The following is a 26,261-nucleotide window of genomic DNA, read 5'->3' on the forward strand; positions in this document are numbered from 1 at the left end:
TATCGCCGATTGCGCTGCTTCGCACACCCGCAATCGGCCGACAGCGCTCTAGATCAATCGTTCAAGGCCAGACCGCAACGTCATCAACCTGCCATCACTGTGCCACTGCTCTGTCATAAACCATCGCGATACTGGCGCCTGTTTTTAGAGCGCCGGGTTCTACCCGGACACTGTTTTCCGACGTCCAAATCGTCGGTTGTGCCCAGGATGGTTCAGCCATCCTCTCTCATCTTCGGAGATTGCTATGCGTCTTGCTTCCACGAAAACTGCGGCGGCCCTGTGCGGTGGCCTGTTGCTGGCCATGAGTGTTCCGGCCAGTGCCGCAGTCGACGCCAAACTGCTCGACATGCTCAAGGCCAACGGTTCGATTTCCCAAGCGCAGTACGTAGAACTGCAAACTGAACTGGCCAAGGATCAGAAGGCTCAGCAAATCGCGCAGCAGGCGCAGCAAGAGACCAATGAACAAGTCGCGGCTGTCGCGAAGAAGACCAACGAACAAAGCGCTTTCGACCAGAAACTGGCGTGGGCCGCCAAGACTCAGTTCAAGGGCGATGTGCGTATCCGTCAGGAGACCGTCAAGATCGACGGCGAGTCCAACAATGGCGGCCGCGACAAGGATCGCCAACGCATCCGTGCCCGTCTGGGTGCCTACAGCGAGATCAACCCGCAAGTCGACACCGGCATCCGTATCGCCACCGGCGGCGGCGATGACGCTCGCTCGACCAACCAGGACATGGACAACTACTTCGACAAGAAGCAGATCTGGCTCGACCTCGGTTACATCGACTACCACCCGGACGCGATCAAGAACCTGCACGTGATCGGCGGCAAGATGATGCAACCGTGGGTGAGCATGGGCGACGTGATCTGGGATAGCGACATCAACCCGGAAGGTCTGGCCGTTACCTACAAATACCCATTGGGCAGCAGCGCCGAACTGTTCGGCAGCCTGGGCAACTACACCCTCAAGGACAACGTCGACGGCGAAGGCGTGCAATTCCGTCACGACTTGCGTCTGACCGCTGGCCAGTTGGGTAGCCGCCTGGCGCTTACCGACAACCTGAAACTGACCCTGGGCGGCAGCGTCTACGCCTACCAGAACGACGAAGACAGCCGCTGCACCGGCACTTCCACCCCGTGCGCGCTGGCGGTCAACGGCAACTCCGCCAACAACCAATTCCGTCTGTATGAGGGTTTCAGCCAGATCGACATCGGCGGCCTGCCAATGCCACTGTCGTTCTACGGTCAGTACGTGAAGAACAACGATGCCGTCACCGATCAGGACACGGCGTGGTTGCTCGGTGCCAAGTCGAAAGTTTTCGGCTTCAACCTCGATTACAACTATCGTGACGTGCAGCGCAACGCTGTGGTCGGCGCGTTCACTGACTCCGACTTCGCCAACGGCACCACGGGTTCGCGTGGTCACAAGTTCAAGGTCGGTTACGACATCGACAAGAACTTCGCCCTCGGCGCCACGTACTTCCTGACCAAGGCCGACTTCGCCAGCCGAACCCAGCGTGACGCAGACACCAACACCCTGCAGCTGGACGCGGAAGCCAAGTTCTAAAAAAGCAGTTGCTCTTCTTTAGTCTGGTTCGGGCGGGACGATCCCCATCATCCGTTCGTTTCACCCGCGCCAGGCTATTTTTGCAGGATGCAAAAACCCCTGTAAGAGCTGCCGAAGGCTGCGATCTTTTGATCTGAACAAACAAGATCAAAAGATCGCAGCCTTCGCAGTTCCTACAGGGGCTTGTCTTTACGGCGCTGTTCGGCCAGTCGTTCAGCCAGCGCATCGACATCTTCTACAGGCTCATGCGGCATGGCCTTCAAGGTGGCTTGCATCAAGCGCATCTGACGAATGAAGCGCCTGCAGTTGGGGCAAAACATCAGGTGATGACGCACCATCAGCTTCTCGCGGAAGTTCAACTGGCCATCGAGATAATCACTGGAGCGCGCTACTTGTTCCTTACAGGTCAACATTCCCCGGTCTCCTCAAAATGCTCCACGGTCGCGAAGACTTTCAGCCGCGCACGATGCAGCAGCACTCGGACATTGGAGAGCGAGATCTCCAGAAGATTACAGATCTCTTCCAGTTCAAGACCCTGACGTTCGCGCAGCAACAAAACACTGCTTTGCAGTTCCGACAGGCTCAGCAGCGTGCGCTCCAGGCACTCGCGCAACTCGCTTTCGGTCAACAGCGCCTCCGGGGTGTCCTGATGCCAGGCGAAAGGCGCCACCAGCCAATGGCCATCACCAGGAGAAAAACGGTCATCATCAATAGTGCCGTGGGGCGACGGCAGGTCATCCATCAGCACTTCGCGGCGATTGAGCTTGTAGCGACTCTTGGCCGAGTTGGCGGTGATGGTCAGTAACCAGGTCTTGAGACTGGAACGGCCCTCGAAGCTGCCAATATGGCGTACCACCGACAGCCAGGCGTCCTGCACCACTTCCTCGACATGACGCTGGCCGACGATCGCATACGCGACGGCGCGCATCGCGCTTTGATAGGTCGTGACCAGTTCCTTGAAAGCCTGCTGCTCGCCTGCCAGCAAACGCACGAGCAGTTGGGTGTCGTCAGCCGCCATCGATCAATCTCCTTGTTGCGACGTCGAAAATGATAACGGCAGGACTCGCTAAAAGCGTCTCCTGCCGCAATTTCCGAAAGCTACAGCGTTCCGACGGTTTCGGATGTAGGAAAAATCAGCGCGATAGAGGAAATTAAACCGCTTTTCAACGTTTGCGCAGAATCACGCTACCGATCGAGTAACCTGCACCGAACGAACTCAACACTGCCAGCGAACCACTGGCCAGATCATCCTGATACTTGTGGAAGGCAATCACCGAACCCGCCGAGCTGGTGTTGGCGTAGGTGTCGAGGATCACCGGTGCCTCTTCTTCAGTGGCTTCGCGACCGAGTAGTTTGCGCACGATCAGGTGGTTCATGCTCAGGTTGGCCTGGTGCAGCCAGAAGCGTTTCACGTCGCCGACGTTGAGTTGGTTCTCTTGCAGATGCTCGCCGATCAACTCGGCGACCATCGGGCACACATCCTTGAACACCTTGCGGCCTTCCTGCACGAACAGCTTGTCGCGAGTGCCGATGCCCTCTTCCGCCGCGCGATTAAGAAAACCGAAGTTGTTACGTATGTTGTTGGAGAACTTGGTCAGCAGTTTGGTGCTGACCACGTCAAATTGGTGCTTGGAGGTCGCGGTGTCAGCGCGCTCGATGATCACCGCAGTCGCGGCGTCGCCGAAGATGAAGTGGCTGTCGCGGTCACGGAAGTTCAGGTGACCGGTGCAGACTTCCGGGTTGACCATCAGAATCGCCCGGGCCTGGCCCAGCTGCACGCTGTTGGCGGCGGCTTGAATGCCGAAGGTCGCCGATGAACAGGCCACGTTCATGTCGAAACCGAAACCCTGAATGCCCAGGGCTTCCTGGACTTCAATGGCGATGGCCGGGTAAGCGCGTTGCAGGTTGGAGCAGGCGACGATCACGCCGTCGATGTCAGCGGCGGTTTTGCCGGCACGCTGCAGGGCTTGCTCGGCTGCGCCGATGGCCATTTGGCAAAGTACCGACCACTCGTCGTTGGAGCGCTCCGGCAGACGCGGGGCCATGCGCTGTGGATCGAGGATGCCGTCCTTGTCCATGACAAAGCGGCTTTTGATGCCCGAGGCTTTTTCGATGAACGCGGCGCTGGATTCGGTCAGGGCCTGGACTTCACCGCTGGCGATGGCCTCGGCGTTGTCCGCGTTGAACTGCGCGACGTAGGTATTGAAAGACTGCACCAGCTCTTCGTTGGAGATGCTGTTGGCCGGGGTGTACAGGCCGGTGCCGCTGATGACGACGTTATGCATGGTCGTTTCTCTAATCTGTTCAGGCAGAAAGTGCTGGAACCGTCGTACCAACACACAAAGGGTCTATTCCCATCCGGGGGACGCAAACCTGGCATCGCTTTATTCCGCTGCGCGAGGTGGCCGAAGGCTCTGGGTCGCGAAACGGGTGTTTATGGTCGCGAAGTTTGCCATAAAGCCGAGGTTTTGGCCCCTTTCTCAAGCACCACCCCATTTCCCTGTAGGAGTGAGCCTGTGTGGCGAGGGGATTTATCCCCGATCGGCTGCGAAGCAGTCGCCAAACAATCACACTCATTTCAACTGAAGGACTGAGATGACCGATTTTGGGGCGGCTTCGCCACCCATCCGGGATAAATCCCCTCGCCACAAAAGCCGCCCCCACAAGAGGAGTTGCGTATCCTCAAGATCACGGCTCGACCTGGGTCCATTGCTTATTCAGGCGTTTGTCGGAGATAGGAACCTTGGTGCCCAACTGCTGGGCAAACAGCGACACCCGGTATTCCTCCAGCCACCAGCGATACAGCTCAAGTTGCGGATCACGTTTGCCTTCCTGCGCATGCTTGGCCGCGCGAGTCTGGTATTGCGCCCAGAGCCCGGCGAGCTCACCGCTCCAGACCCGGTCCTTCTGCACCTGCGCGCCGAGTTTCTCGAAACGCTGCTCAACCGCTTTCAGATAACGCGGCAGCTCCTTGAGCCACTGCATCGGCGTTTCCCGAACGAATCCCGGGTAGACCAGATGACTGATCTGCTGCTTGATGTCGTTCAGCGCGACAGCCTGGGCCAGATCGATCTTGCCCTTGAAGCGCTTTTGCAAACCGTGCCAGATCTTCAGGATTTCCAGGGTCAACCGCGCCACACGCTCGGCGTGCTCGGTCCAATTGCCGCGTTTGCGCTCAGCCAGCGCCGCCAAGCCGGCGCCATCACGCGGCAACGGGTCTTCACCGTCAAGAATGCAGCTGTCGAGACTGGCCAGCAGAATGTCCTCGACCAGCGCATCGACGCGACCCAAGTCGCGATAGAGCAGGCCCAGCTCAGTCTGCCCCGGCAATTTTCCGCGCAAGAACTTGGCCGGCTCGGCCAGTTGCTGCATCAACAACCGCTGCAACGCGCGACGATGCTGGAACTCGGCTTCGGCCGGGGTCGAAAACCGCCCTTCCTTGACCGTGCCGCCCTCTTCCACCAGCGCCGGATATACCGTCATCGATAGTCCGGCAATCTTCTGCTGAGTCTTTTCCGCCACCGGCGCGAAGACTTTCGCTTCCACCGGTTGCTGACTTTTCGCGCTCTGCGGCACGGCCAATGCAGCCTGACTGGCTTCGGCAAACCGTGCGGTCAGTTCGGCCAGATCACGCCCTTCGCCAAGGAACTTGCCTTGGCCGTCGACGATTTCCAGGTTCATCCGCAGATGCCCTTCGACTTGCTGCGCAGCTTCCGCCCACGCTTCGTCGCTGACCCGCGCACCGGTCATGCGCAACAGCTCGCGGCCCAGCGCTTGCGGCAGCGAACCCTCGGCAAACGTCATGCGTTGCAAAGCAGCCTTGATGAAGTCGGGCACCGGCACGAAATTCTTGCGCAACGCTTTCGGCAAGTTGCGCACGAGGGCGATGCACTTGGCCTCGATCAGCCCCGGCACCAGCCATTCCAGACGCTCCGGCGGCAGCATCGGCAACAACGGCGCCGGTACGCGCAGGGTCACGCCATCGCGCGGGTGATTGGGTTCGAAGTGATAGGTCAGCGCCAGCTCCAGATCACCAATGTGCAAGGTGTCCGGGTAATGCAGCGCGGTGACTTCACTGGCCTCGCGGGCCAGCACGTCTTCTTCGCGCATGATCAGCAGTTGCGGATCTTTCTGGCTGTTGACGCGATACCAACTGTCGAAGGTCGCGGTCTGGTGAATCTCCGCCGGCAGCCGCGCATCGTAGAAGGCGTACAAGGTTTCTTCGTCGGCGAGAATATCCCGGCGACGGGCCTTGGCTTCGAGTTCGTCGAGTTGTTCCAGCAGTTGCTTGTTAGCGGTCAGGCATTTGGCTTTCGATTGAATCTCGCCACGCACCAGACCTTCGCGGATAAACAGTTCACGCGAGACCACCGGGTCCACCGGGCCGTAATGCACCGGCCGACGGCCGACCACGATCAGCCCGAACAGCGTGATCTGCTCGAACGCGACGACCTGACCGCGCTTCTTCTCCCAATGCGGTTCGAAGTGGTTTTTCTTGATCAGGTGCCCGGCCAGCGGTTCAATCCAGTCGGCGTCGATCTTGGCGACCATGCGCGCATAGAGCTTGGTGGTTTCCACCAGCTCGGCGGTCATCAGCCATTGCGGGCGTTTCTTGCCGATGCCCGACGACGGATGAATCCAGAAACGGCGCTGCCGCGCGCCAAGGTAATCGCCGTCCTCGGTTTTCTGGCCGATTTGGCTGAGCAGTCCCACCAGCACCGCTTTGTGCAGTTTCGGGTAATCCGCCGGCTCTTTATTGAGGCTCAACTGCATGTCGCGGCAGATCAGGCTCAACTGGCGATGGGAATCGCGCCACTCGCGCAGACGCAGATAGTTGAGGAAGTTCTTCCGGCACCAATTGCGCAGCGGGCTCGCGGTCAACGCCTGGCGCTGCTCTTCAAAACCACGCCACAAATTGACCAGCCCGGCGAAGTCGGAATCGACATCTTTCCATTGCGCATGGGCCTGATCTGCCGCTTGCTGCCGCTCCGGCGGACGCTCGCGCGGGTCCTGGATCGACATGGCGCTGGCGACGATCAGTACTTCCTGCAAGCTGCCGAGTTTTGCCGCTTCAAGCAGCATGCGGCCCATGCGCGGGTCGACCGGCAGGCGCGCCAATTGGCGGCCCAATGGGGTCAACTGACTGTTGCGATCGACCGCCGAGAGTTCTTGCAGCAGGTTGAAACCGTCGCTGATCGCCTTGCCATCCGGCGGCTCGATGAACGGGAATGCGGTGATCTCGCCGAGACGCAAATGCAGCATCTGCAAAATAACGGCGGCGAGGTTAGTGCGCAGAATTTCCGGATCAGTAAATTCCGGGCGGCCGAGGAAATCTTCTTCGCTGTACAAACGAATGCAGATACCCGGCTCGACCCGGCCACAGCGACCTTTACGCTGGTTGGCACTGGCCTGGGAGATTGCTTCGATCGGCAGGCGCTGAACCTTGGCGCGGTAGCTGTAACGGCTGATGCGCGCAGTGCCGCTGTCGATCACGTAACGGATGCCCGGCACCGTCAGCGACGTTTCGGCGACGTTGGTCGCCAACACCACGCGACGCCCCGGGTGCGACTGAAAAATCCGCTGCTGTTCGGCCGGCGACAAGCGCGCGTACAACGGCAGAATTTCGGTGTGTTTGAGCTGGGCCTTGCGCAGCATGTCGGCAGCGTCGCGAATTTCCCGCTCGCCGGGCAGGAACACCAGCACGTCCCCCGGACTGCGACGCTCACTGCGCTCGTACGCGGCAATTTCGTCGAGGGTGGCAAGAATGGCCTGATCGACAGTCAGGTCATCTTCAACACGGTTGCCCTCTTCGTCCTGCTCCAGCGTCAGCGGGCGATACCAGGTATCGACCGGGAAGGTACGGCCGGACACTTCAACAATCGGCGCATCGTCGAAATGCTTGGAGAAACGCTCCAGATCGATGGTCGCCGAAGTGATGATGACTTTCAGATCCGGGCGCCGCGGCAGCAGGGTTTTCAGGTAACCGAGCAGGAAGTCGATGTTGAGGCTGCGTTCGTGGGCTTCGTCGACGATGATCGTGTCGTAACGTTCGAGATAGCGATCATTCTGGGTTTCCGCCAGCAGGATGCCGTCGGTCATCAGTTTGATCAGGGTGTTGGAATCGCTTTGATCTTCGAAGCGCACTTGATAGCCGACCAACGAACCGAGCGGCGTGCCGAGTTCTTCGGCGACGCGACTGGCGACACTGCGTGCAGCAATTCGACGTGGCTGGGTATGCCCGATCAAGCCGTGCTGGCCACGACCGATTTCCAGACAGATTTTCGGCAACTGCGTGGTTTTACCCGAGCCGGTTTCGCCCGCGATGATCAGCACCTGGTGCTGTTCCAGCGCTTTTTTGATTTCGTCGCGCTTGGCCGCAATCGGCAGGCTGTCGTCGTAACGAATCACCGGCAGGCTGGCCTTGCGCGCCAGTACCTGATCACAGGATGCCTGCATCCGCGTCACCCATTGAGCCAACTTGGCCTCATCGGGCTTTTTACGCAGCTCAAGCAACTGCCGCCGCAGCCGATGGCGGTCGGCGAGCATGGCGTGGTCGAGGTTTTTCAGCAGTTTGTCGATGGAGGGCGATTCGTCGGTCATCGGGTACGCAATTCGGTCGTCTATTTGTGCAGGGGACCGATTGTCGCAGATTTGGCGAATTTGTGGCGTGTCAGGGGGATTGCCTGCCCTCACCCTAGCCCTCTCCCAGGGGTAGAGGGGACCGACCGGGGGTTGCTTCAGAGCTACTTCGACCTGAACGAACTCTACCGAATCCATAATCGCCAAGATCTTTCAGGTCGATGTTTGACGCCGGACACTTCGGTCGGCCCCCTCTACCTCCGGGAGAGGGCTGGGGTGAGGGGCTTTCAAAAGAGCTACTCGTTATCGAGGCCTTTGCGCCGGTATGGGAAGACATCAATGACTTTCCCCGCCCGAATCGCCTCTTGCAGGCTCTTCCAGTAATCGGCGTTGTACAACTCGCCATGCAGTTGATCGAACAACTTGCGCTGGCCGGAATCGGCGAACAGAAACGGCGGAAATTCTTCGGGAAACACATCCAGCGGCCCGATCGAATACCAGGGCTCGGAGGCCATTTCGTCCTCAGGCGTACGCGGTGCCGGAATATGACGGAAGTTGGCTTCGGTGAGAAAACAGATCTCGTCGTAGTCATAAAACACCACACGCCCGTGACGGGTGACGCCGAAGTTTTTCAGCAGCATGTCGCCGGGAAAGATGTTCGCCGCCGCCAACTGCTTGATCGCCAGGCCGTAATCCTCCAGCGCCTCACGCACCTGGGCGTCGTTGGCGTTCTCCAGATAGAGGTTGAGCGGAGTCATCCGTCGCTCTGTCCAGCAGTGGCGGATCAGTACTGTGTCGCCGTCGACCGACACCGTCGACGGCGCCACTTCGAGCAATTCCTCAAGACATGCCGGATCGAACTTGCTCAGCGGAAAACGGAAATCGGCGAATTCCTGGGTATCGGCCATGCGCCCTACCCGATCGACGCTTTTCACCAGTCGGTACTTCTCGATCACCGTGGCGCGGTCGACGTTTTTCGACGGCGAAAAGCGGTCCTTGATGATCTTGAAAACAGTGTTGAAGCCCGGCAGGGTGAACACGCTCATGACCATGCCACGGACACCGGGGGCCATGATGAATTGATCGTCGGTGTTGGCCAGGTGATTGATCAGCGCGCGGTAGAACTCGGATTTGCCGTGCTTGTAAAAGCCAATCGAGGTGTACAGCTCGGCAATGTGCTTGCCCGGCAAAATGCGCCGCAGAAAACCGATGAACTCTGCCGGCACCGGCACGTCGACCATGAAGTACGAACGGGTGAAAGAGAAAATGATCGACACATCGGCTTCATCGGTGATCAACGCATCGATCTGAATCCCGCGCCCTTCGCGGTGCAACAGCGGAATCACCAGCGGCCATTGCTCATCGCGGGTGTAAATGCGCCCGACCAGATACGCACCCTTGTTGCGGTACAGCACCGAGGAAAACAACTCGACACTGAGTTCCGGATCCTTGCACACCCAGTCCGGCAGGTTCTCGCGCAGTTGCGCTTCGAGGCGGCGCAAGTCGCCGGGCAAATCGGCGTAATCCTCGCCGAAGCGGTAGTCAGCAAAAATGCTTGCGAGCATCCCCGACAACTGGCCCTGCGGCTTGTACGTGCGGGTTTGTGCGGCGCGGGCACGGCGCAAACTCGGGCGGGTGGTGTGGATGAACATGCAGCCGTCGCTGATCAGGTCATGGCTGAACAGCCCGCAGAAAATCGAGTTGTACCAGGTCTCGGACAGTTCATCGTCGAAGCGCAGGTCGATGACGCTGATGTAAGCGCTTTTCACCAGCGGCCAGCAGCTGACATTCATCAGTGACTCATCGTCGAAATGCTCGCGTAGCCGAGCGATGGTCTCACCGACTTTCTCTTCATAGAGGTTGATCCTGGCCGCCGACGCGGTCTGTGTCTCCTGCCAGCGCGCGTGTTCGAAGCGTTCACGCGCGCCATCGGTGATCCGGCGGAAATGCTCGCGGTAATCGTCAAAGCCATCGAGGATCATGCGGGCGATGTCGGTGGCTGGCCATTGCTGCGGCATAGATGAGACCTCTGCGTGCATGTGGAAATCTGTGCCTGAGCTTAGCCACGGAACCGTACGCAGGTGAAGCGCAATTTCTGCCAAATCCGCAGCAAAGTTGTACAACGACACAGTTATTTGCAAAGTTTTTTTAATCGACCGTTCGGTCAGCAAACAGTCAATACAGTCTTCATCACGGCTCTGCGCCAGCCCACGGATTCTCTGGCTTTCGGATCCAATCTTCGCCGACATCTCTAGCTCGCCGCTTTCCTGCGCTCGTCCACGCCTGTTCGGAATGCGCCGAATGATCAGCCGGATTGGTCTTACCAAAATAGTGGCACTTTGATATACAGCCCGCCATTACTCCCTCCACAACAAGATCCTCGGCCCACGAGGACGACCTCCCCCTCAAAGATCAAGGAGCACATTGATGTCTATCCGGAATCTGCGCATAGGTTTGCGCGCCAGTTTGAGTTTCGCCGTTTTGGCCAGTTTGTTGGTGGTGGTCGGGCTGTTTGGCCTGGGCCAGATGAAAAATCTGCGCGAAAGCGCCGCGGTCATCGAAGAGTCATGGATGCCGAGCATCGAGAGCATTCACGACACGGCGGCAAACATCGCCAGCATCCGCCTCGAATCCTTGCGCATGACGGCCAACACCCAAGCAACGATCCGCGACAAAAGCAAAGCCATCCTCAAGGCGCAACGTGAAGAATTGCTCAAGCGCCTCAACGACCACAAAGCCTTGGTTACCAGCGATCAGGAACAGGTGATGCTCGATCGCCTGAATGCGGCCGTCGGCAAATACCTGAGTATCCTCGACCAGATCATCAGCCAGACTGAGGCCGGCCAGAATGAGCAGGCTGCAGCGCGCCTGAACAACGAACTGGCACCGCAGGGCACAGTGCTCGACGTAACCCTTGAGCAAATGATCACCCTCAATCAGCAAGGTGCGGATGCTGCCGCCGAAGATGCCGCTGCGATGTACCAACGGGCGCAGTGGATCGTCGCGTCGATCATCGTCATTGCGTTGACTGCCACGTTATTGCTGGCCTGGATGCTGACCCGCAGCATAACCACGCCGATCAATCAGGCGCTCAACGTGGCGCGGCGCATCGCCTCGGGCGACCTCAGCGGCCAGATCAGCAGCAGCGGCAAAGATGAAGCCGCACAGTTGCTCGACGCCCTCGGCGAGATGCAGATCAACTTGCGCTCGACCATTCGCGGCATCAGCGAATCGGCGCAGCAACTGGCCTCGGCTGCCGAGGAAATGAGCTCGGTGATGGAACAAAGCACCCGTGGCCTGCAACAGCAGAACGATCAGATCGAGCAAGCCGCCACCGCGGTGACCGAGATGAGCACGGCAGTGGATGAAGTCGCTGCCAACGCCGTGTCCAGTGCCGAAGCTTCCGAAGCCTCCAACGAGGACAGCAAGCACGGTCATGTGCAGGTCAGCGAGACCATCAGTTCGATTCAGGAACTGGTCAGTGCGGTGCTCGGCGCGTCCGAGCAAGCCGAGGGTCTGGCCACGCAGGCGCAGGACATCAGCAAGGTGCTGGAGGTGATTCGCGGCATCGCCGGGCAAACCAATCTGCTGGCACTCAACGCCGCCATCGAAGCCGCGCGCGCCGGGGAAGCCGGACGCGGCTTCGCGGTGGTCGCCGATGAAGTTCGTTCGTTGGCGCAACGCACGCAGAACTCCACTGAAGAAATCGAGCTGATGATCAGCAGCATCCAGCACGGCACCGGTGCCACCGTCGGGGCCTTGCAAAGCAGCGCCGAACAGGCTGGCCAGACGCTACGGCGGGCCAACAGTGCCGGTCAGGCACTGGAGAAAATCACCGCGTCGATTTCACAGATCAATCAACGCAACCTGGTGATCGCCAGCGCCGCCGAGCAGCAGGCGCTGGTCGCCCGCGAGGTCGATCAGAATCTGGTGACCATCCGTGATCTGTCGACACAGACCGCCGCCGGTGCCACGCAGACTTCAGCCGCCAGTCAGGAACTGTCGCGCCTGGCGGTTGACCTCAACGGGCTGGTCACACGTTTCGTGATCTGAGAAAAGTTGCATGCCCGAATAGCGGTTGCCTTCGTCAGGGCGCTCGGCAACACTCTCGTCCCGATTCTGGAAGGAGGCCCGCCGTGAGCCCTGTCGATATTTTCCGTATGTTGTCGCTGGCAGCCATCTGGGGCGCGAGTTTTCTGTTCATGCGCATTATTGCGCCAGTGATCGGCACGGTTCCGACCGGGTTCTTCCGCGTCTCGATTGCCGCCGCAGGGCTGCTGGTGATCCTTGGGCTGATGCGCGTTAAGTGGGATTTCAAAGGCAAACTGAAAACCGTGATGCTGCTGGGCGTGATCAATTCAGGGATTCCGGCGACCCTGTACTCGGTAGCCGCGCAAGTACTGCCGGCCGGCTATTCGGCGATTTTCAACGCCACCACGCCATTGATGGGCGTGCTGATTGGCGGTCTCTTCTTCAGTGAAAAACTCACTGCGGCCAAACTCGGCGGGGTGTTCCTCGGCCTGTTCGGCGTCGGTGTGCTGACGCGCGCCGGTCCCGTGGCGTTCGATATGCAACTGCTGATGGGTGCCCTTGCCTGCCTGCTCGCGACCACCTGTTATGGCTTTGCCGGGTTCCTCGCACGGCGCTGGCTGGATCAGGCTGGCGGCCTGGACAGCCGTCTGTCGGCCTTGGGCAGCATGCTCGGGGCGACGCTGTTCCTGCTGCCGCTGTTTGCTTACAGCGTGGCCACCCAACCTCCCGCAAGCTGGGGCGGCTGGAGTGTCTGGTTGTCGCTGCTCGGCCTGGGCCTGGGCTGCACGGCGTTTGCCTACATTATTTATTTCCGCCTGCTTAGCTCCATCGGCCCGGTGAAATCAATGACCGTGACCTTCATGATTCCGCCGTTCGGCGTGTTGTGGGGTGCGCTGTTGCTGGATGAACCGTTGTCGATGGCGCATATCTACGGCGGAGTATTGATTGCATTGGCGTTATGGCTGGTGTTGAAGCCTGCGGTGGTCAAACCCGCAGAGGTGGTAAAACTGTAGAAGCTGCCGCTGGCTGCGATCTTTTGACTTTTAATCTTCAAGATCAAAAGATCGCAGCCTCGTTTCACTCGTCAACTCCTACAGGGATCGCGTTATTTCGTTTTACGGAATACGAATGCCAGGCCGACGATGATCAACAGCATCCCCAGCACACTCAACGCCGCCAGACGATTGCCGAAAATCAGGTAATCCATCACCGCCGTCACCGCCGGCACCAGATAAAACAGGCTGGTGACATTCACCAGATTGCCTCGCGCAATCAGCCGATACAGCAGCAGCGTCGCCAGCACCGAAACCACCAGCCCCATCCACAACACCGGCACGATGAAACCGGCGCTGTGTTCGAAATGAAACGGCTGGAACGGCACGAATATCCCGCACAACAGCAAACCCGCCAGATACTGCACCGGCAACGTGCCGAGGGGATTGTCGGTGACGCGTTTCTGCATGATCGAGCCGAGGGTCATGCTCGCCAGCGCCAGCAGACCGAAGAGCATCCCCGCCCAGGACATCCCGGCCAGGCCGATGCCTTGGTAAACCACCATGATCAGACCGGCCAGCCCCAGCGCCAACCCGAACATCCGGCTCGCCGAACGCTGACGCTCCATCAACACGACGGTAAGAATCGGCTGCACGCCCATGATGGTAGCCATCACCCCCGGCGTGACTTTGCTGTTCAGTGCCAGCAGATAGAAAATCTGATAAGCCCCCAGCAGCACCACGCCCGTGGCGATCGCATACAGCATTGGTCGGCCAGCCTTGGGCAACTTCAGTTTGAGTAACGGCGCCAGCAGCACCAGCCCACATAAGGCGATCACGAAGCGGATCAGCAGAAAGGCAAATGGCGAGGCATGGGCCAAGCCCCATTTGGAGAAGATCGCCCCGCTGCTCCACAGCAGAACGAACAGGCTCGTGGAAGTCGCCGCGAGCGCGGAGTTTTTCGAAAGAACAAACATGAATACCACCTGTAGTCAGGCAAATAGCCAACTCAGCCGAGGCTGAAATTCAGTAGGTTTTTGCAGGCGGGCGCGTAGGGTCAGCAGAAAATGCCGATCAGCCCGAAACGCCAACGCCCGGCGGTGATACGACTGCGCACACCGGCGTGCTACTGACAGGTGGGGGGTAATGACTGATCTGCTGCGGCTGCTGATCCCCGCACGGCACGACGCCAGCGTTGACCGCTGAATCGACTACCGCGTTGAGGTGGGATGCAGGCATGAGGTGCAGATCTTTTTTAAGGTGGAGTCGATGAACCGTCTGGCTCACGAAGGCTGAATATAACCAGCCGGGGACACAGATTGCAATGACTTGGGCAAAGGGCCGGTAGCGACAGGTCGGTGGGAGGTGAATAGGCTGGGTTGCAAGGCGATGCCCAACTACGGGGGGACAGGGAATGTATGGGATCACATGCCAAGGGAAAGGACTTACTTGCGGTATCAGGTGTACCGATCACAAGCCAGGAAGCAGGCTGGTACTACTTTTGCGAAACTACAAAGGAGCTTGGAGCAGAGTGATCGTGTGGATGTCGATCACTCCCGGGTTCGTTTCGAAGCGATAGATGCCCACGCGTTGAATGCCTATGAAACATGGCTTGATCCTTTTTTTTCCTGGCAAGACGTGATCGGATGGAAGGCCAGAGAGCCAATGGGCTTCGATTTGGCGATCTGGTTTGATCAAGAGTTATGCGGACTCTGCTTTGCGAACCCGAATCAGAGCCGATTGCGAGTGAAAATTGTACGACTGGAAGGTCAGCCCGGAAATAATCATCCACTAAAGAGTCGCGTGGCAACGTATGCCTTAACCGCAGTTATCCACTTCGCGCGAATTATTGGCAGCAAGCACATTGAAATTCAGGAACCTCTATCCGGGGTTATTCCTCTTTACCGACAACTGGGCTTCCAGTTTGATTCAGAAGGGCGGCTTGTGATGCTTGTTGAGTGAGACTAGTATCGGATCCATTGTTCATTTAATGATCAACGACGGAGAAATAATGAAAGCGCTCGTTGAAAAGAAAGCGACAGGCATCAAACCGGTAAAAGGCAAGCGAACGCACTCCGGCGGTGATCTATCCGATTTTCAGCTACGTCGTATCAAAGAGGCGTTGGTGAATCCGATTGTTGAGGAGCCTGGAGGCATTTTAGCTGGCGCGTCCTTCACTTTTGCGCAATAAAAAACCGCTCATGAAGAGCGGCATTTTATTCATACGCTGTCATCGGCTCGGCGTATGACGCGTTGATCACTGGCACTCAGACGTAACGTTTACTGCCGCACTCTTCCGGCGGATACCCCTTGAACACCTCAGGCCCATCCATGGTCAGCACCAGTTTTCCGCCCTGGCGCGTGAGCCACGGGGTCGCTTCGCTGGTGCTCTCGGAGGTGATACCGGAGGGGCTCAGTTCAATGTGATCAAGGTCGATCTCGATCAAGCCGATCACGTAGGTGTAGACCGTGCTGCTGAACTCATCGTCCTCGAACTCGAAGGCGCACTCGACAACCTGATCGCCGTACTCCATACGCATTTTCGGTTTAAGTGAAGCCACCGAGACGGCGCCGTTGTCCAGCGCAGAATAGACGCTGCAGACCAGCGCAACCTTGCCGCCCATGTGCTGGGAGATCGCCGGGTTGATGTCGACCGTTTCAATGGCCGGTGCCGAATCGCTGGCGCTGACCACGTCGCCGGTATGGAACACGAAGGGATCGATATCGAAGGCGCCGCTCTTGTCCGGGGCCTGGATGAAGGACATTCGACCATCGGGCCGCAGGATGCCGATCCTGAGGTCAAGATCGTCATTGTCGTCGTCATCGCCGTTATCCACCCAGGTCGCGCTGACGCGGATGACTTTCGGTGCAGACGGGCCTTTTTCCAGGGAGACCTTGTGGCTGGTGCCCGGTTTGTCGAGGGTGATCAGCGATTTGGCGATGTTCACCGGTTTGGCCGCAGGAGCGGCTGGCGCCTCTTCTTCAACCTCAACCCCGTAGAGGCCGCAAAGCCCGGCAAGTCCCGAGGCAAAACCCTGCCATACCGAACGCGCCTTGAACTGGCCATTTCGAACGTACAGATCGAGCACGATAATGCCCGTCTCCTGGCTGAATGCCCCCGGTGCGAGTTCCAGTATCTGGTCACCGACAACGACTTGGGCACGCAGATCCTTTACCGCTGCAAAACCACCACCGCTGCCATCTTGCGTCAGGGTAATGGCGATCCTGGTGATGCCGGACGGCATACGCGCCAGATCAAAACCGATGCGGTGGCTGACGATGCCGCTTTGTGTGACCGGAGCGATGAACATGGCGGCGCCGGACGCGTGTTCCGGGGCATTGAAGAAAACCATATCGCTGTCACCCGTGACCTTGCCGGCGTCAGTGACGAGAAAGGCCGTGAGGTTCACGTCGAGATTGTCGCCTGCGGCATGAGTGACAACGACGTGCCCTTTGGGCAGGCCGAGGGTGGTGTTTTCGCCAGGCTTGAGGGATTGATTCAAGGGGATTCGCCTATTCCATGGGGTGTATATCAGCACACTGCCGGTGTGCTGCGCCTTCATTGAGGGGTTGCGCGAGGGAGTTTAACGGCTGATGCAGAACGATGGCGCGTGATGCACGCTCAGACGCGCATAAAAAAACCGCTCATACAGAGCGGTTTTTTGTTCGAGGCCGGTTTAGCCAAACAGCCAATAGCCCAGCAGCGTCAGGACCAGCACCGCCAGTATCGGACGCATCACACGGTAAGCCTTGGGATTGCGACGCTTCCACTGTTTGACCACACCGCTGAACTTGTCGCTGAAGTTCTTGCTCCAGGCGTACGCCTGATTGATCCCGCCGACACGCTCATCATCGAGGTTCTGCGGTGCGGTAGCACGGCCGAGCCAAGCACTGATGGCGCGGTTGACGCGGGTCATGAAGCGGTTGCTCAGCGGACGTTCAACGTCGCAGAACAGAATCACGCGGGTCTTTTCGGTTTCATTCTTGACCCAGTGCACGTACGTCTCATCGAACATCACATCTTCGCCATCGCGCCAGGCGTAGATCTGACCGTCGACGAAGATCCGGCAATCGTCGGAGTTCGGTGTCGACAGGCCGAGGTGATAACGCAGGGAACCGGCAAACGGGTCGCGGTGCGGATTCAAGTGACTGCCGCCCGGCAGCAACGCGAACATCGCACCTTTGACGTTGGGTATTGCACTGACCAGCGCCACGGTCTTCGGGCACAGCGTTTCGGCCGATGGCAGGGGTTTGTCGTACCACTTGAGGTAGAAGCGCTTCCAGCCTTTCTTGAAGAACGAGCCAAAACCGGCGTCGTTGTTCTTTTCCGCAGCGCGGATGTAGCCCTCGTCGAACAGGTGCATGGCTTCGTCGCGAATGGTTTCCCAGTTATCGCGCAGCACATCCAGTTCCGGGAATTTGCTGCGATCCAGATACGGCTTGGACGGCACGCTGGAGAACAGGTACATCAAAGCGTTGTACGGAGCGAACAGCGCCGAGTGGTTGACGAACTGGCGCAATACCGGCAAGCGCGCCTTGCCGCGCAAATGCACATAGAGCGTGCTGCCCAGAAACAGCAGCAGCACAAACGCCTTGGCGGCAAACGAAAAGGTCATCAACAACTCCTTGAAAAAAGACAACGCTGCGCAACGCCATGTACCCGGCATGGCAGCCGGCCATGATAAACACTACCGGCTTCGGGAAAAACCCGCTTCAACCAAGATTCATTGTTAAGGATTGCGCAACAAAGCGCTTATTAACATACCGATGCTGAACCTTGGCTGACTTGAATCAATTCGTTTTACTGTTGATTTTCCTGCTCGGTGAACAGATCGCTGAACAACATGCTCGACAGATAACGTTCACCCGAGTCCGGCAGAATCACGACGATGGTCTTGCCCTGCATTTCCGGGGTTTCCGCCAGACGCACTGCCACTGCCATAGCTGCGCCGCACGAAATCCCGCACAAGATCCCCTCTTCCTGCATCAGACGCAGGGCCATGGCCTTGGATTCTTCGTCAGTCACCAGTTCGACGCGATCAACCATCGACAGATCGAGGTTTTTTGGCACGAAACCGGCACCGATGCCCTGAATCTTGTGTGGGCTCGGCTTGATCTCTTCACCGGCCAACGCTTGGGTGATCACCGGAGAAGACACCGGCTCCACGGCCACGGAAAGGATCGGTTTACCCTGGGTATTCTTGATATACCGCGAAACACCGGTGATGGTTCCACCCGTTCCGACGCCAGCCACCAGCACATCGACCGCCCCGTCGGTGTCGTTCCAGATTTCCGGGCCAGTGGTTTTTTCGTGAATCGCCGGGTTGGCCGGATTGTCGAATTGCGCGGGCATGAAATATTTGTCGGCATCGCTGGCAACAATTTCCGCGGCCTTCTCGATCGCCCCTTTCATACCCTTGGCCGGCTCGGTCAGCACCAGCTCGGCGCCCAACGCTTTGAGAACCTTGCGCCGTTCAATGCTCATCGAGGCCGGCATGGTCAGCATCAATTTGTAACCACGAGCGGCAGCGACAAACGCCAGACCGATGCCGGTGTTGCCGGAAGTCGGTTCGACGATGGTCATGCCCGGCTTGAGTTTGCCGCTGCTTTCGGCGTCCCAGATCATGTTGGCGCCGATCCGGCATTTGACCGAATAACCGGGGTTGCGCCCCTCGATCTTGGCCAGGATGGTCACACCACGCGGCGCGATGCGGTTGATCTGCACCAACGGCGTATTGCCGATGGAATGGGCGTTGTCAGCAAAAATACGGCTCATGGCTGGGTCCTTATGCAGCATTGAATTCAGCGCCAAAGGTATGCCTGTTGCCCATCACAGTCCAGTCGGAGCGAACGTCTGCAACACGCAGTAGTCAATCGCTTTACACCGTCAGGGAATCGCCCACATGAAGCGTCGCTACAGCTGGCCGTTATGGACTGTCGCAGGAATCGTTGTGCTGCTGATCGCATTGCACATCGCCCTGCCTTATGTGGTGCGCGACTATCTGAACGACAAACTGGCGAACATGGGCGATTACCGTGGCCAGGTGACCGACGTTGACCTCGCACTGTGGCGCGGCGCTTACACCATCAACGGGCTGAAAATCGTCAAGGTCGACGGCAAAGTGCCGGTGCCGTTCGTCAATGCACCGGTGATTGATCTGGCGGTCAGTTGGCACTCGCTGTGGTACGACCATGCTGTGGTGGCGCAGGTGAAATTCTTCAATCCCGAGGTCAACTTCGTCGATGGTGGAGGCAACAAGCAGAATTCCCAGACCGGTCAAGGTACTGACTGGCGCGCCCAGCTGGGAAAATTGCTGCCGATCACCCTCGACGAAGTACAGATTCACAAAGGCAAGATCAGTTTCCGCAACTTCAATTCCAAGCCACCAGTGAACATGAACGCCACCAACGTCGAGGCCAGCATCTACAACCTGACCAACGTGGTCGACAAACAGGGTAAACGCGACGCCCGCTTCGAAGGCAAAGCCAAATTGCTGGGTCACGCGCCGCTGGAAACCAGCGCCACTTTCGATCCCCTGAGCAATTTCGAAGATTTCGAATTCCGTCTGCGCGCCAAAGACATCGAACTCAAGAGCATGAACGACTTCGCCTCGGCTTACGGCAAGTTCGACTTCAACGCCGGCCACGGTGACGTGGTAATCGAAGCACAAGCCAAAAAAGCCCAGGTCAGCGGTTATATCAAACCGCTGTTGCGCGACGTCGAAGTATTCAACTGGCAGCAAGACGTCGAAAACAAGAACAAAAGCATCTTCCGCTCAGTCTGGGAGGCGCTGGTCGGCGGCACTGAAACCGTGCTGAAGAATCAGGCGAAAAATCAATTCGCCACCAAGGTCGAACTCAGCGGTAACGTGCATCAGCAAAATATCAGCGCATTTGAGGCATTTTTGCAGATTTTGCGTAATGGCTTTGTTCAGGCATTCAATGCGCGATACGAGCGACCCAAGCCGGATGCGGGTTAGGTTGATTCGTATTAGGGGCCGCTTCGCAGCCCGTCGGGGATAAATCCCCTCACCACAGGGGAGTCAACATGTGACGCCCCATTCAGAGACTGAATAAGCCGTCTGCGTTCACAGTCGACCGGCCTGCGCGTTATAGTCGGGCATCCGATTATTTCGCCCCCGCCCTGCCCGCTCAGGTCGGCGTTACCGTTCGAGGATTAGCAGATGAAGTTCGAAGGCACCCAGGCCTACGTCGCCACCGATGACCTGAAGCTGGCGGTCAATGCCGCCATCACCCTGGAGCGGCCGCTGCTGGTCAAGGGCGAGCCGGGCACCGGCAAGACCATGCTCGCCGAGCAATTGGCCGAATCGTTCAACGCCAGGTTGATTACCTGGCACATCAAGTCGACCACCAAGGCGCATCAGGGCCTGTACGAGTACGACGCGGTCAGCCGTCTGCGCGACTCGCAACTGGGCACTGAAAAAGTCCACGACGTGCGCAACTACTTGAAGAAGGGCAAGCTCTGGGAGGCTTTTGAGTCCGAAGAGCGCGTCATTCTGCTGATCGACGAAATAGACAAGGCTGACATCGAGTTCCCGAACGACCTGCTGCAAGAACTCGACAAGATGGAGTTCTACGTTTACGAGATCGACGAGACCATCAAGGCCAAGAAGCGCCCGATCATCATCATTACCTCCAACAACGAAAAAGAGCTGCCGGACGCCTTCCTGCGCCGCTGCTTCTTCCACTACATCGCCTTCCCGGATCGCCCGACCCTGCAAAAAATCGTCGACGTGCACTACCCCGACATCAAGAAGGATCTGGTCAGCGAAGCGCTCGACGTGTTCTTCGATGTGCGCAAAGTGCCGGGCCTGAAGAAGAAGCCGTCGACCTCGGAACTGGTCGACTGGCTGAAGCTGCTGATGGCCGACAACATCGGCGAAGCAGTGCTGCGCGAACGCGATCCGACCAAGGCAATCCCGCCGCTGGCCGGTGCCCTGGTAAAGAACGAGCAGGACGTGCAATTGCTCGAGCGTCTGGCGTTCATGAGCCGTCGTGGCACCCGCTAAGAGGCTGATGCCATGTTGCTCAACCTGTTCAATGAAATGCGTGCAGCCAAGGTGCCGGTGTCGGTGCGCGAGCTGCTCGACCTGATCAACGCGCTGAAGCAGCGCGTGACGTTCGCCGACATGGACGAGTTTTATTACTTGTCGCGGGCGATTCTGGTGAAGGACGAGCGCCATTTCGACAAGTTCGACCGCGCGTTCGGCGCCTACTTCAATGGTCTGGAAAAACTCGACGATCACTTGCAGGCGTTGATTCCCGAAGACTGGCTGCGCAAGGAATTCGAGCGTTCGCTGAGCGACGAGGAACGCGCGCAGATCCAGTCCCTCGGCGGTCTCGACAAACTGATCGAAGAGTTCAAGAAGCGTCTGGAGGAACAGAAGGAACGTCACGCCGGCGGCAACAAGTGGATCGGTACCGGCGGCACCAGCCCGTTCGGTTCCGGCGGTTTCAACCCGGAAGGCATTCGGGTTGGCGATGCCGGCAAGCGCCAGGGCAAAGCGGTGAAAGTCTGGGATCAGCGCGAGTACAAGAACCTCGACGATTCGGTGGAGCTGGGCACGCGCAACATCAAGGTGGCATTGCGCCGTTTGCGCAAGTTCGCCCGCCAAGGCGCGGCAGAAGAGTTGGACATCGATGGCACCATCGACCACACCGCTCGCGACGCCGGCCTGCTGAATATTCAAATGCGCCCGGAGCGGCGCAACACGGTCAAACTGCTGCTGCTGTTTGACATCGGCGGCTCGATGGACGCGCACGTGAAGATCTGCGAGGAGCTGTTCTCGGCCTGCAAGACCGAGTTCAAGCATCTGGAGTACTTCTACTTCCACAACTTCGTTTACGAATCGGTGTGGAAGAACAACATGCGCCGCACCTCCGAGCGTTTCTCGACTCAGGATCTGCTGCACAAGTACGGCGCTGACTATAAGGTGATTTTCATCGGTGACGCCGCCATGGCGCCATACGAAATCACCCAGGCCGGCGGCAGTGTCGAGCACTGGAACGAAGAGCCGGGTTATGTCTGGATGCAGCGCTTCATGGAGAAGTACAAGAAACTCATCTGGATCAATCCGTATCCAAAAGATACCTGGGGGTATACCTCGTCGACCAACATCGTGCGGGATTTGATCGAGGATCAGATGTATCCGTTGACGTTGCGCGGGCTCGAGGAAGGGATGCGGTTTCTGTCCAAATAATCTCCGTAGTCAGTGATGACCTCTTCGCGAGCAGGCTCGCTCCCACACTGGAATGCATTTCACCTGTGGGAGCGAGCCTGCTCGCGAAGCTTCTAGCTACTCAGAAAAGCGCTGCAAATACTCGATGTGCTCACGGTGCGCGACGTCCTGCACCACCGGCCGCAACCGCACCTGCGCCCCCGGCAGACACTGCGCCAGCCGCGCCAACGCCAACGGCGTCAACGCGCCCAATCGCGGATAACCGCCAATCGTCTGCCGATCATTGAGCAACACAATCGGCTGCCCGTCCGGCGGCACTTGCACCGCGCCCAATGGAATTCCCTCGGAAATCATCGGCTGCCCCTGATATGCCAACGCCTTGCCCAGCAAGCGAATGCCCATGCGATCGGCACGGCTGTCCAGCGTCCAGGCACTGTTGAACACATCAAACAGGCTCTGCCCGCTGAACTGGCCGATCTGCGCACCGAGCACCAGATCCAGAGGCACATTCGATTTCAGATCCGGCCGTAGCGCCAACGGCACTTCACGAACCCGCCGCGACTCACCGCGATAACTCAGCGTCGAACCCTTGATCAACGGCAGGCCCATGCCATCCAGCCCGCCAAGTTCTTCGCGGACCACTGTCGCGCTGCTGCCCAATACCTTTGGCGCATCAAAGCCAGCGGGTGCCGCCAGATAAGCCCGAGCGCCGAGCAACGGCTGCGTAAATTTCAACGTCTGCCCTTTGCTCAATTTGAAACTGCGCCACGGCGCCAACGGCTGACCATCAATCTGCGCGCCAAGATCTGCCCCGGCCAGCGCCAGCAAGCAATCCTCTTCAGCCACCACGGCAAAACCGCCGAGGGTGATTTCGATCACGGGCAGATCCAGTCCGTTGCCCAGCAACCAGTTGGCCCAGCTCATCGAGCACCCATCCGCCGCGCCGCCCTGAGTGACGCCAAGATGCCGTACGCCAAAACGTCCGGCGTCCTGCAACAGGCACAGCGGCGTACTCGCCGCAATCGTCAGTCGGCTCATGCCTGCGCCTCCAATGGCCTGTCGTCACCGCCCAGATTGATAAATTCAGCATGACTCACGGCTTCGAAACGCACGGTGTCGCCAGGCTGCATCAGGCTGTAGCCATCACGATTGCGATCAAACAATTTCGCTGGAGTACGACCGATCAGGTTCCAGCCGCCGGGAGACACGGCGGGATAGGCAGCGGTCTGCCGCTCAGCGATACCAACGCTGCCGGCAGCCACTTTCTTGCGCGGGGTGTTCAAGCGTGGCGCAGCAAGAGTCTCTTCGACCAGGCCCATGAAGGCAAAACCGGGCGCGAAACCGAGGGCGAACACCTGATACTCGCGGCCACTGTGACGACGGATAACCTCATCCACTGACAGCCCACTGCGCTCAGCCAGCAAGCTCAATTCTGGCCCAACGCTGAGGTCGTACCAGACCGGCAACACGTGGCATTGGCCGCCGCTTCGCGCATTAGGCGACAAATCAATCAGTGCCTCAGCGATCAATTCCCGCGCCTGATTCGGGCTTAAAGCCGTCAGATCGTAATGCACCATCAACGTCGTATAGGACGGCACCAGATCAATCAGTTGTGCGCCAAACACCGCCCGCAAACGCTCACTGGCGGCAAGCATCCACGGCATGTTGGTTTCGGCGATTTCATCGAACAGACGCAGCATCAGGCAATCCAGTGCCACTACTTCAATCCTTGGGTTCATGGTGCGCTCTGCTGATTCAAGGCCTCGCGAATGCGTTGCACGGCGGCCACCGAACTGGCGTTGTCGCCGTGTACACAGAGGGTGTTGGCTTGCAGTTGCAAGGTGCTGCCGTCGCTGGCGACGAGGTCGCCGCCACGGGCAATGGTCAGTGCTTGCTCGATGATTTTTTCCGGTTCGTGATGCACCGCGCCCGGCAGTTGCCGCGAGACCAGTCGACCGGCGCTGTCGTAGGCGCGATCGGCAAACGCTTCGAACCACAGCGTTACGCCATATTCATCGCCGATCCGCTGCGCCGCCGAGTTGTCGCGTGTGGCCATCAGCATCAGCGGCAGAGCGCGGTCGTATGCCGCCACGGCCTGAATCACCGCACGCAACTGCGCCGGGTTGGCCATCATGTCGTTGTACATCGCGCCGTGGGGTTTGACGTAACTGACCCGCCCGCCCTGCGCCTTGCAGATGCCGTCGAGGGCGCCGATCTGGTAATGCAGAATGTCTTGCAGCTCTTGCGCGGAGTAAGCCATCGAACGCCGGCCGAAACCGGCCAGATCCTGATAGGCCGGATGCGCGCCGATCTGCACGCCATGGCTCAGGGCCAGGCTGACAGTCTTGCGCATGATGCTCGGGTCGCCGGCATGAAAGCCGCAGGCGACGTTGGCGCAATCGATGAAGGGCATGACCTCGGCATCCAGACCCATGGTCCAGCTGCCGAAGCTCTCGCCAATGTCGCAATTCAATAGCAGGCGGCTCACGGTGAACACTCCTGTAGCTTTTGTCTTTTTATCTGTAGGACGTTTGCCTATTGGGCAGTGCTGCGCAGGTTATCAGTTACTGCGCATCGAGTTGCTTGCCACGGGTTTCCGGCAGGCTCAACGCCGCGATTATCACCACGCCATAGGACACGGCAGCAAACGCGCCGATCCCCATGCTCAATGGCACTTTCTGGCTGAGCAGGCCGATCAGGAGCGGAAACAGTGCCGCCAGCGCCCGGCCAATGTTGTAGCAAAAGCCCTGTCCTGATCCGCGAATCCGCGTGGGGAACAATTCAGTGAGAAAGGCGCCCATGCCGCTGAAAATCCCCGAGGCAAAGAACCCCAGCGGGAAACCCAGCCACAGCATCACGCTGTTGCTGACAGGCAGTTGTGTATAGAGAAGAACGATGGTGAACGAGCCGACGGCGAACAGGATGAAATTCTTCTTGCGGCCGAGCAGATCGGTCAGATAGGCGCTGATCACGTAACCGACGTAAGAGCCGACAATCACCATTGCCAGATAACCGCCCGTGCCGAGCACGCTCAAGCCGCGCTCGTTTTTCAGAAAAGTCGGTAGCCAAGAGGTGATTGCGTAATAACCGCCCAGCGCGCCGGTGGTCAGCAGCGAAGCACGGAACGTGGTGAAGAGCATGCCCGGCGCGAAGATCTCGTAGAACTTCGACTGAGTCTCTGGCGTTTGCCGGGCCTTGGCCTCGCGATAGATCTCTGGATCCTTGACCAGTCGACGAACGAAAATTACAAAAATCGCTGGCACGATGCCGAGGATGAACAGCGCACGCCAGGCATCTTCCGGCGGTAACACCGAGAACAGCAGCGCATACAGAATCGCCGTCAGCCCCCAGCCCAGCGCCCAACCGGATTGCACCATGCCCACCGCTTTGCCACGATCCTGCGCACGGATCACCTCGCCGATCAGCACCGCACCGGCGGTCCACTCGCCGCCGAAGCCGAAACCCATCAACGTGCGGGCAATCAACAGTTGTTCGTAGTTTTGCGCGAAACCGCAGAGGAACGTGAAGAAGGCAAACCACAGCACCGTCAGTTGCAAGGTCCGTACGCGACCGATGCGATCCGAGAGAATCCCGGCGACCCAACCGCCAATCGCCGAGGCAATCAACGTGCTGGTGTGAATCAGCCCCGCTTCGCCGGTGGTGATGCCCCACATCGCGATCAGCGTCGGCACGACGAAGCTGAGCATCTGCGTGTCCATGCCGTCCAGACCGTAGCCGATCTTGCAGCTCCAGAACGTGCGACGCTCCTGCTGGTTGATGTTGCGATACCAGTCGAACGGCCCGGGACGCGCCGTGGCATTGGGTGCATCCAGGGTATCGGGAAGGGTGTCGGGAGCACTCATGGCTTATCTCCGCAGGTTTTTTATTGGT

At 58.6% G+C, this 26,261-nt stretch carries 22 protein-coding genes; 8 read left to right on the plus strand and 14 right to left on the minus strand.

Translation table 11 applies throughout. The features are described from left to right. Window positions 1-244 precede the first annotated feature (244 nt). Window positions 245-1,567: a putative porin gene (locus JFT81_RS12410; RefSeq protein WP_201201576.1), complete on the plus strand. Its 1,323-nt coding sequence runs from the start codon at window positions 245-247 to the stop codon at window positions 1,565-1,567. Window positions 1,568-1,740: 173 nt separating this feature from the next. Here the strand turns inward: JFT81_RS12410 and JFT81_RS12415 are convergent, their stop codons facing one another. The 5 genes from JFT81_RS12415 to aceK form a co-directional block, all read right to left on the minus strand. Further along, window positions 1,741-1,980 carry a zf-HC2 domain-containing protein gene (locus tag JFT81_RS12415; protein WP_201227536.1) on the minus strand — a complete coding sequence of 80 codons (240 nt, stop codon included), beginning with the start codon at window positions 1,978-1,980 and terminating at the stop codon, window positions 1,741-1,743. Beyond that, entirely contained in the window at window positions 1,974-2,585 is a 612-nt protein-coding gene (locus JFT81_RS12420; protein WP_201201573.1) for an RNA polymerase sigma factor, read from the minus strand. Before JFT81_RS12420 ends, JFT81_RS12415 begins: the two co-directional genes overlap by 7 nt. Window positions 2,586-2,730: 145 nt before the next feature. Continuing rightward, on the minus strand, window positions 2,731-3,852 hold the full coding sequence (locus tag JFT81_RS12425) for a beta-ketoacyl-ACP synthase III (RefSeq protein ID WP_201227537.1): 1,122 nt from the start codon (window positions 3,850-3,852) through the stop codon (window positions 2,731-2,733). A 403-nt stretch (window positions 3,853-4,255) separates the two neighbouring features. Next, the gene (hrpA, locus tag JFT81_RS12430) at window positions 4,256-8,167 is read right to left on the minus strand and encodes an ATP-dependent RNA helicase HrpA (RefSeq protein ID WP_201227538.1); all 3,912 of its coding nucleotides are present in this window, start codon (window positions 8,165-8,167) and stop codon (window positions 4,256-4,258) included. Between the two features lie 275 nt (window positions 8,168-8,442). Then, the gene (aceK, locus tag JFT81_RS12435; RefSeq protein ID WP_201227539.1) at window positions 8,443-10,164 is read right to left on the minus strand and encodes a bifunctional isocitrate dehydrogenase kinase/phosphatase; all 1,722 of its coding nucleotides are present in this window, start codon (window positions 10,162-10,164) and stop codon (window positions 8,443-8,445) included. Between the two features lie 409 nt (window positions 10,165-10,573). Here aceK and JFT81_RS12440 point away from each other — a divergent pair, with 409 nt between their 5' ends. Both JFT81_RS12440 and JFT81_RS12445 read left to right on the plus strand, forming a co-directional pair. Beyond that, a complete protein-coding gene (locus JFT81_RS12440; RefSeq protein WP_201227540.1) occupies window positions 10,574-12,199 on the plus strand; it encodes a methyl-accepting chemotaxis protein in 1,626 nt (541 codons plus the stop codon). 83 nt (window positions 12,200-12,282) lie between these two features. Beyond that, the gene (locus JFT81_RS12445; protein WP_201227541.1) at window positions 12,283-13,191 is read left to right on the plus strand and encodes a DMT family transporter; all 909 of its coding nucleotides are present in this window, start codon (window positions 12,283-12,285) and stop codon (window positions 13,189-13,191) included. A 92-nt stretch (window positions 13,192-13,283) separates the two neighbouring features. Here the strand turns inward: JFT81_RS12445 and JFT81_RS12450 are convergent, their stop codons facing one another. Together JFT81_RS12450 and JFT81_RS12455 are read right to left on the minus strand one after the other, a co-directional pair. After that, window positions 13,284-14,147, minus strand: a complete 864-nt coding sequence (locus JFT81_RS12450) for a DMT family transporter (protein ID WP_201227542.1) — start codon at window positions 14,145-14,147, stop codon at window positions 13,284-13,286. A gap of 97 nt (window positions 14,148-14,244) precedes the next feature. Continuing rightward, window positions 14,245-14,409 carry a hypothetical protein gene (locus JFT81_RS12455; protein ID WP_201227543.1) on the minus strand — a complete coding sequence of 55 codons (165 nt, stop codon included), beginning with the start codon at window positions 14,407-14,409 and terminating at the stop codon, window positions 14,245-14,247. A 189-nt stretch (window positions 14,410-14,598) separates the two neighbouring features. On the opposite strand from JFT81_RS12455, the gene JFT81_RS12460 reads away from it, so the two are divergent. Beyond that, window positions 14,599-15,132, plus strand: a complete 534-nt coding sequence (locus tag JFT81_RS12460) for a hypothetical protein (RefSeq protein WP_201228091.1) — start codon at window positions 14,599-14,601, stop codon at window positions 15,130-15,132. A 49-nt stretch (window positions 15,133-15,181) separates the two neighbouring features. Beyond that, a complete protein-coding gene (locus JFT81_RS12465) occupies window positions 15,182-15,361 on the plus strand; it encodes a hypothetical protein (protein ID WP_201227544.1) in 180 nt (59 codons plus the stop codon). 76 nt (window positions 15,362-15,437) lie between these two features. Here the strand turns inward: JFT81_RS12465 and JFT81_RS12470 are convergent, their stop codons facing one another. The 3 genes from JFT81_RS12470 to cysK form a co-directional block, all read right to left on the minus strand. Continuing rightward, window positions 15,438-16,673 carry a TerD family protein gene (locus JFT81_RS12470; RefSeq protein ID WP_201227545.1) on the minus strand — a complete coding sequence of 412 codons (1,236 nt, stop codon included), beginning with the start codon at window positions 16,671-16,673 and terminating at the stop codon, window positions 15,438-15,440. A gap of 174 nt (window positions 16,674-16,847) precedes the next feature. After that, window positions 16,848-17,786: an aspartyl/asparaginyl beta-hydroxylase domain-containing protein gene (locus tag JFT81_RS12475; RefSeq protein WP_201227546.1), complete on the minus strand. Its 939-nt coding sequence runs from the start codon at window positions 17,784-17,786 to the stop codon at window positions 16,848-16,850. Between the two features lie 185 nt (window positions 17,787-17,971). Continuing rightward, a complete protein-coding gene (gene cysK / locus JFT81_RS12480; protein ID WP_159814663.1) occupies window positions 17,972-18,946 on the minus strand; it encodes a cysteine synthase A in 975 nt (324 codons plus the stop codon). A 127-nt stretch (window positions 18,947-19,073) separates the two neighbouring features. On the opposite strand from cysK, the gene JFT81_RS12485 reads away from it, so the two are divergent. From JFT81_RS12485 to JFT81_RS12495, 3 genes are all read left to right on the plus strand, one after another. After that, entirely contained in the window at window positions 19,074-20,150 is a 1,077-nt protein-coding gene (locus JFT81_RS12485) for a DUF748 domain-containing protein (protein WP_201227547.1), read from the plus strand. Between the two features lie 204 nt (window positions 20,151-20,354). Next, complete coding sequence (locus JFT81_RS12490; RefSeq protein ID WP_201146965.1) at window positions 20,355-21,200, plus strand: MoxR family ATPase; 846 nt, start codon at window positions 20,355-20,357, stop codon at window positions 21,198-21,200. Between the two features lie 12 nt (window positions 21,201-21,212). Beyond that, entirely contained in the window at window positions 21,213-22,391 is a 1,179-nt protein-coding gene (locus tag JFT81_RS12495; protein ID WP_201227548.1) for a VWA domain-containing protein, read from the plus strand. A 96-nt stretch (window positions 22,392-22,487) separates the two neighbouring features. Here JFT81_RS12495 and JFT81_RS12500 read toward each other — a convergent pair whose 3' ends face one another. From JFT81_RS12500 to JFT81_RS12515, 4 genes are all read right to left on the minus strand, one after another. Further along, window positions 22,488-23,408: a biotin-dependent carboxyltransferase family protein gene (locus JFT81_RS12500; protein ID WP_201227549.1), complete on the minus strand. Its 921-nt coding sequence runs from the start codon at window positions 23,406-23,408 to the stop codon at window positions 22,488-22,490. Then, window positions 23,405-24,109, minus strand: coding sequence for a 5-oxoprolinase subunit PxpB (gene pxpB, locus JFT81_RS12505; RefSeq protein WP_201227550.1), 705 nt, complete (start codon window positions 24,107-24,109; stop codon window positions 23,405-23,407). Before pxpB ends, JFT81_RS12500 begins: the two co-directional genes overlap by 4 nt. After that, on the minus strand, window positions 24,106-24,858 hold the full coding sequence (locus JFT81_RS12510; RefSeq protein WP_201227551.1) for a 5-oxoprolinase subunit PxpA: 753 nt from the start codon (window positions 24,856-24,858) through the stop codon (window positions 24,106-24,108). The genes pxpB and JFT81_RS12510 overlap by 4 nt, the downstream gene beginning before the upstream one ends. 76 nt (window positions 24,859-24,934) lie before the next feature. Then, window positions 24,935-26,233 (minus strand): MFS transporter, encoded by a 1,299-nt coding sequence (locus JFT81_RS12515; RefSeq protein ID WP_201227552.1) that lies wholly within the window; start codon window positions 26,231-26,233, stop codon window positions 24,935-24,937. Window positions 26,234-26,261: the final 28 nt, after the last annotated feature.

The organism is Pseudomonas sp. TH43 (assembly GCF_016650635.1).
Taxonomy (GTDB): Bacteria; Pseudomonadota; Gammaproteobacteria; order Pseudomonadales; family Pseudomonadaceae; genus Aquipseudomonas.

Coding starts and splice junctions, on each gene's coding strand:
- pxpB (WP_201227550.1), bottom strand. CDS start 24,109: ATGAACCCAAGGATTGAAGTAGTGGCACTGGATTGCCTGATGCTGCGT.
- cysK (WP_159814663.1), bottom strand. CDS start 18,946: ATGAGCCGTATTTTTGCTGACAACGCCCATTCCATCGGCAATACGCCG.
- hrpA (WP_201227538.1), bottom strand. CDS start 8,167: ATGACCGACGAATCGCCCTCCATCGACAAACTGCTGAAAAACCTCGAC.
- JFT81_RS12440 (WP_201227540.1), top strand. CDS start 10,574: ATGTCTATCCGGAATCTGCGCATAGGTTTGCGCGCCAGTTTGAGTTTC.
- JFT81_RS12455 (WP_201227543.1), bottom strand. CDS start 14,409: ATGCCTGCATCCCACCTCAACGCGGTAGTCGATTCAGCGGTCAACGCT.
- JFT81_RS12420 (WP_201201573.1), bottom strand. CDS start 2,585: ATGGCGGCTGACGACACCCAACTGCTCGTGCGTTTGCTGGCAGGCGAG.
- JFT81_RS12425 (WP_201227537.1), bottom strand. CDS start 3,852: ATGCATAACGTCGTCATCAGCGGCACCGGCCTGTACACCCCGGCCAAC.
- JFT81_RS12475 (WP_201227546.1), bottom strand. CDS start 17,786: ATGACCTTTTCGTTTGCCGCCAAGGCGTTTGTGCTGCTGCTGTTTCTG.
- JFT81_RS12410 (WP_201201576.1), top strand. CDS start 245: ATGCGTCTTGCTTCCACGAAAACTGCGGCGGCCCTGTGCGGTGGCCTG.
- JFT81_RS12465 (WP_201227544.1), top strand. CDS start 15,182: ATGAAAGCGCTCGTTGAAAAGAAAGCGACAGGCATCAAACCGGTAAAA.
- JFT81_RS12495 (WP_201227548.1), top strand. CDS start 21,213: ATGTTGCTCAACCTGTTCAATGAAATGCGTGCAGCCAAGGTGCCGGTG.
- JFT81_RS12490 (WP_201146965.1), top strand. CDS start 20,355: ATGAAGTTCGAAGGCACCCAGGCCTACGTCGCCACCGATGACCTGAAG.
- JFT81_RS12515 (WP_201227552.1), bottom strand. CDS start 26,233: ATGAGTGCTCCCGACACCCTTCCCGATACCCTGGATGCACCCAATGCC.
- JFT81_RS12460 (WP_201228091.1), top strand. CDS start 14,599: ATGCCAAGGGAAAGGACTTACTTGCGGTATCAGGTGTACCGATCACAA.
- JFT81_RS12450 (WP_201227542.1), bottom strand. CDS start 14,147: ATGTTTGTTCTTTCGAAAAACTCCGCGCTCGCGGCGACTTCCACGAGC.
- JFT81_RS12485 (WP_201227547.1), top strand. CDS start 19,074: ATGAAGCGTCGCTACAGCTGGCCGTTATGGACTGTCGCAGGAATCGTT.
- JFT81_RS12500 (WP_201227549.1), bottom strand. CDS start 23,408: ATGAGCCGACTGACGATTGCGGCGAGTACGCCGCTGTGCCTGTTGCAG.
- JFT81_RS12415 (WP_201227536.1), bottom strand. CDS start 1,980: ATGTTGACCTGTAAGGAACAAGTAGCGCGCTCCAGTGATTATCTCGAT.
- aceK (WP_201227539.1), bottom strand. CDS start 10,164: ATGCCGCAGCAATGGCCAGCCACCGACATCGCCCGCATGATCCTCGAT.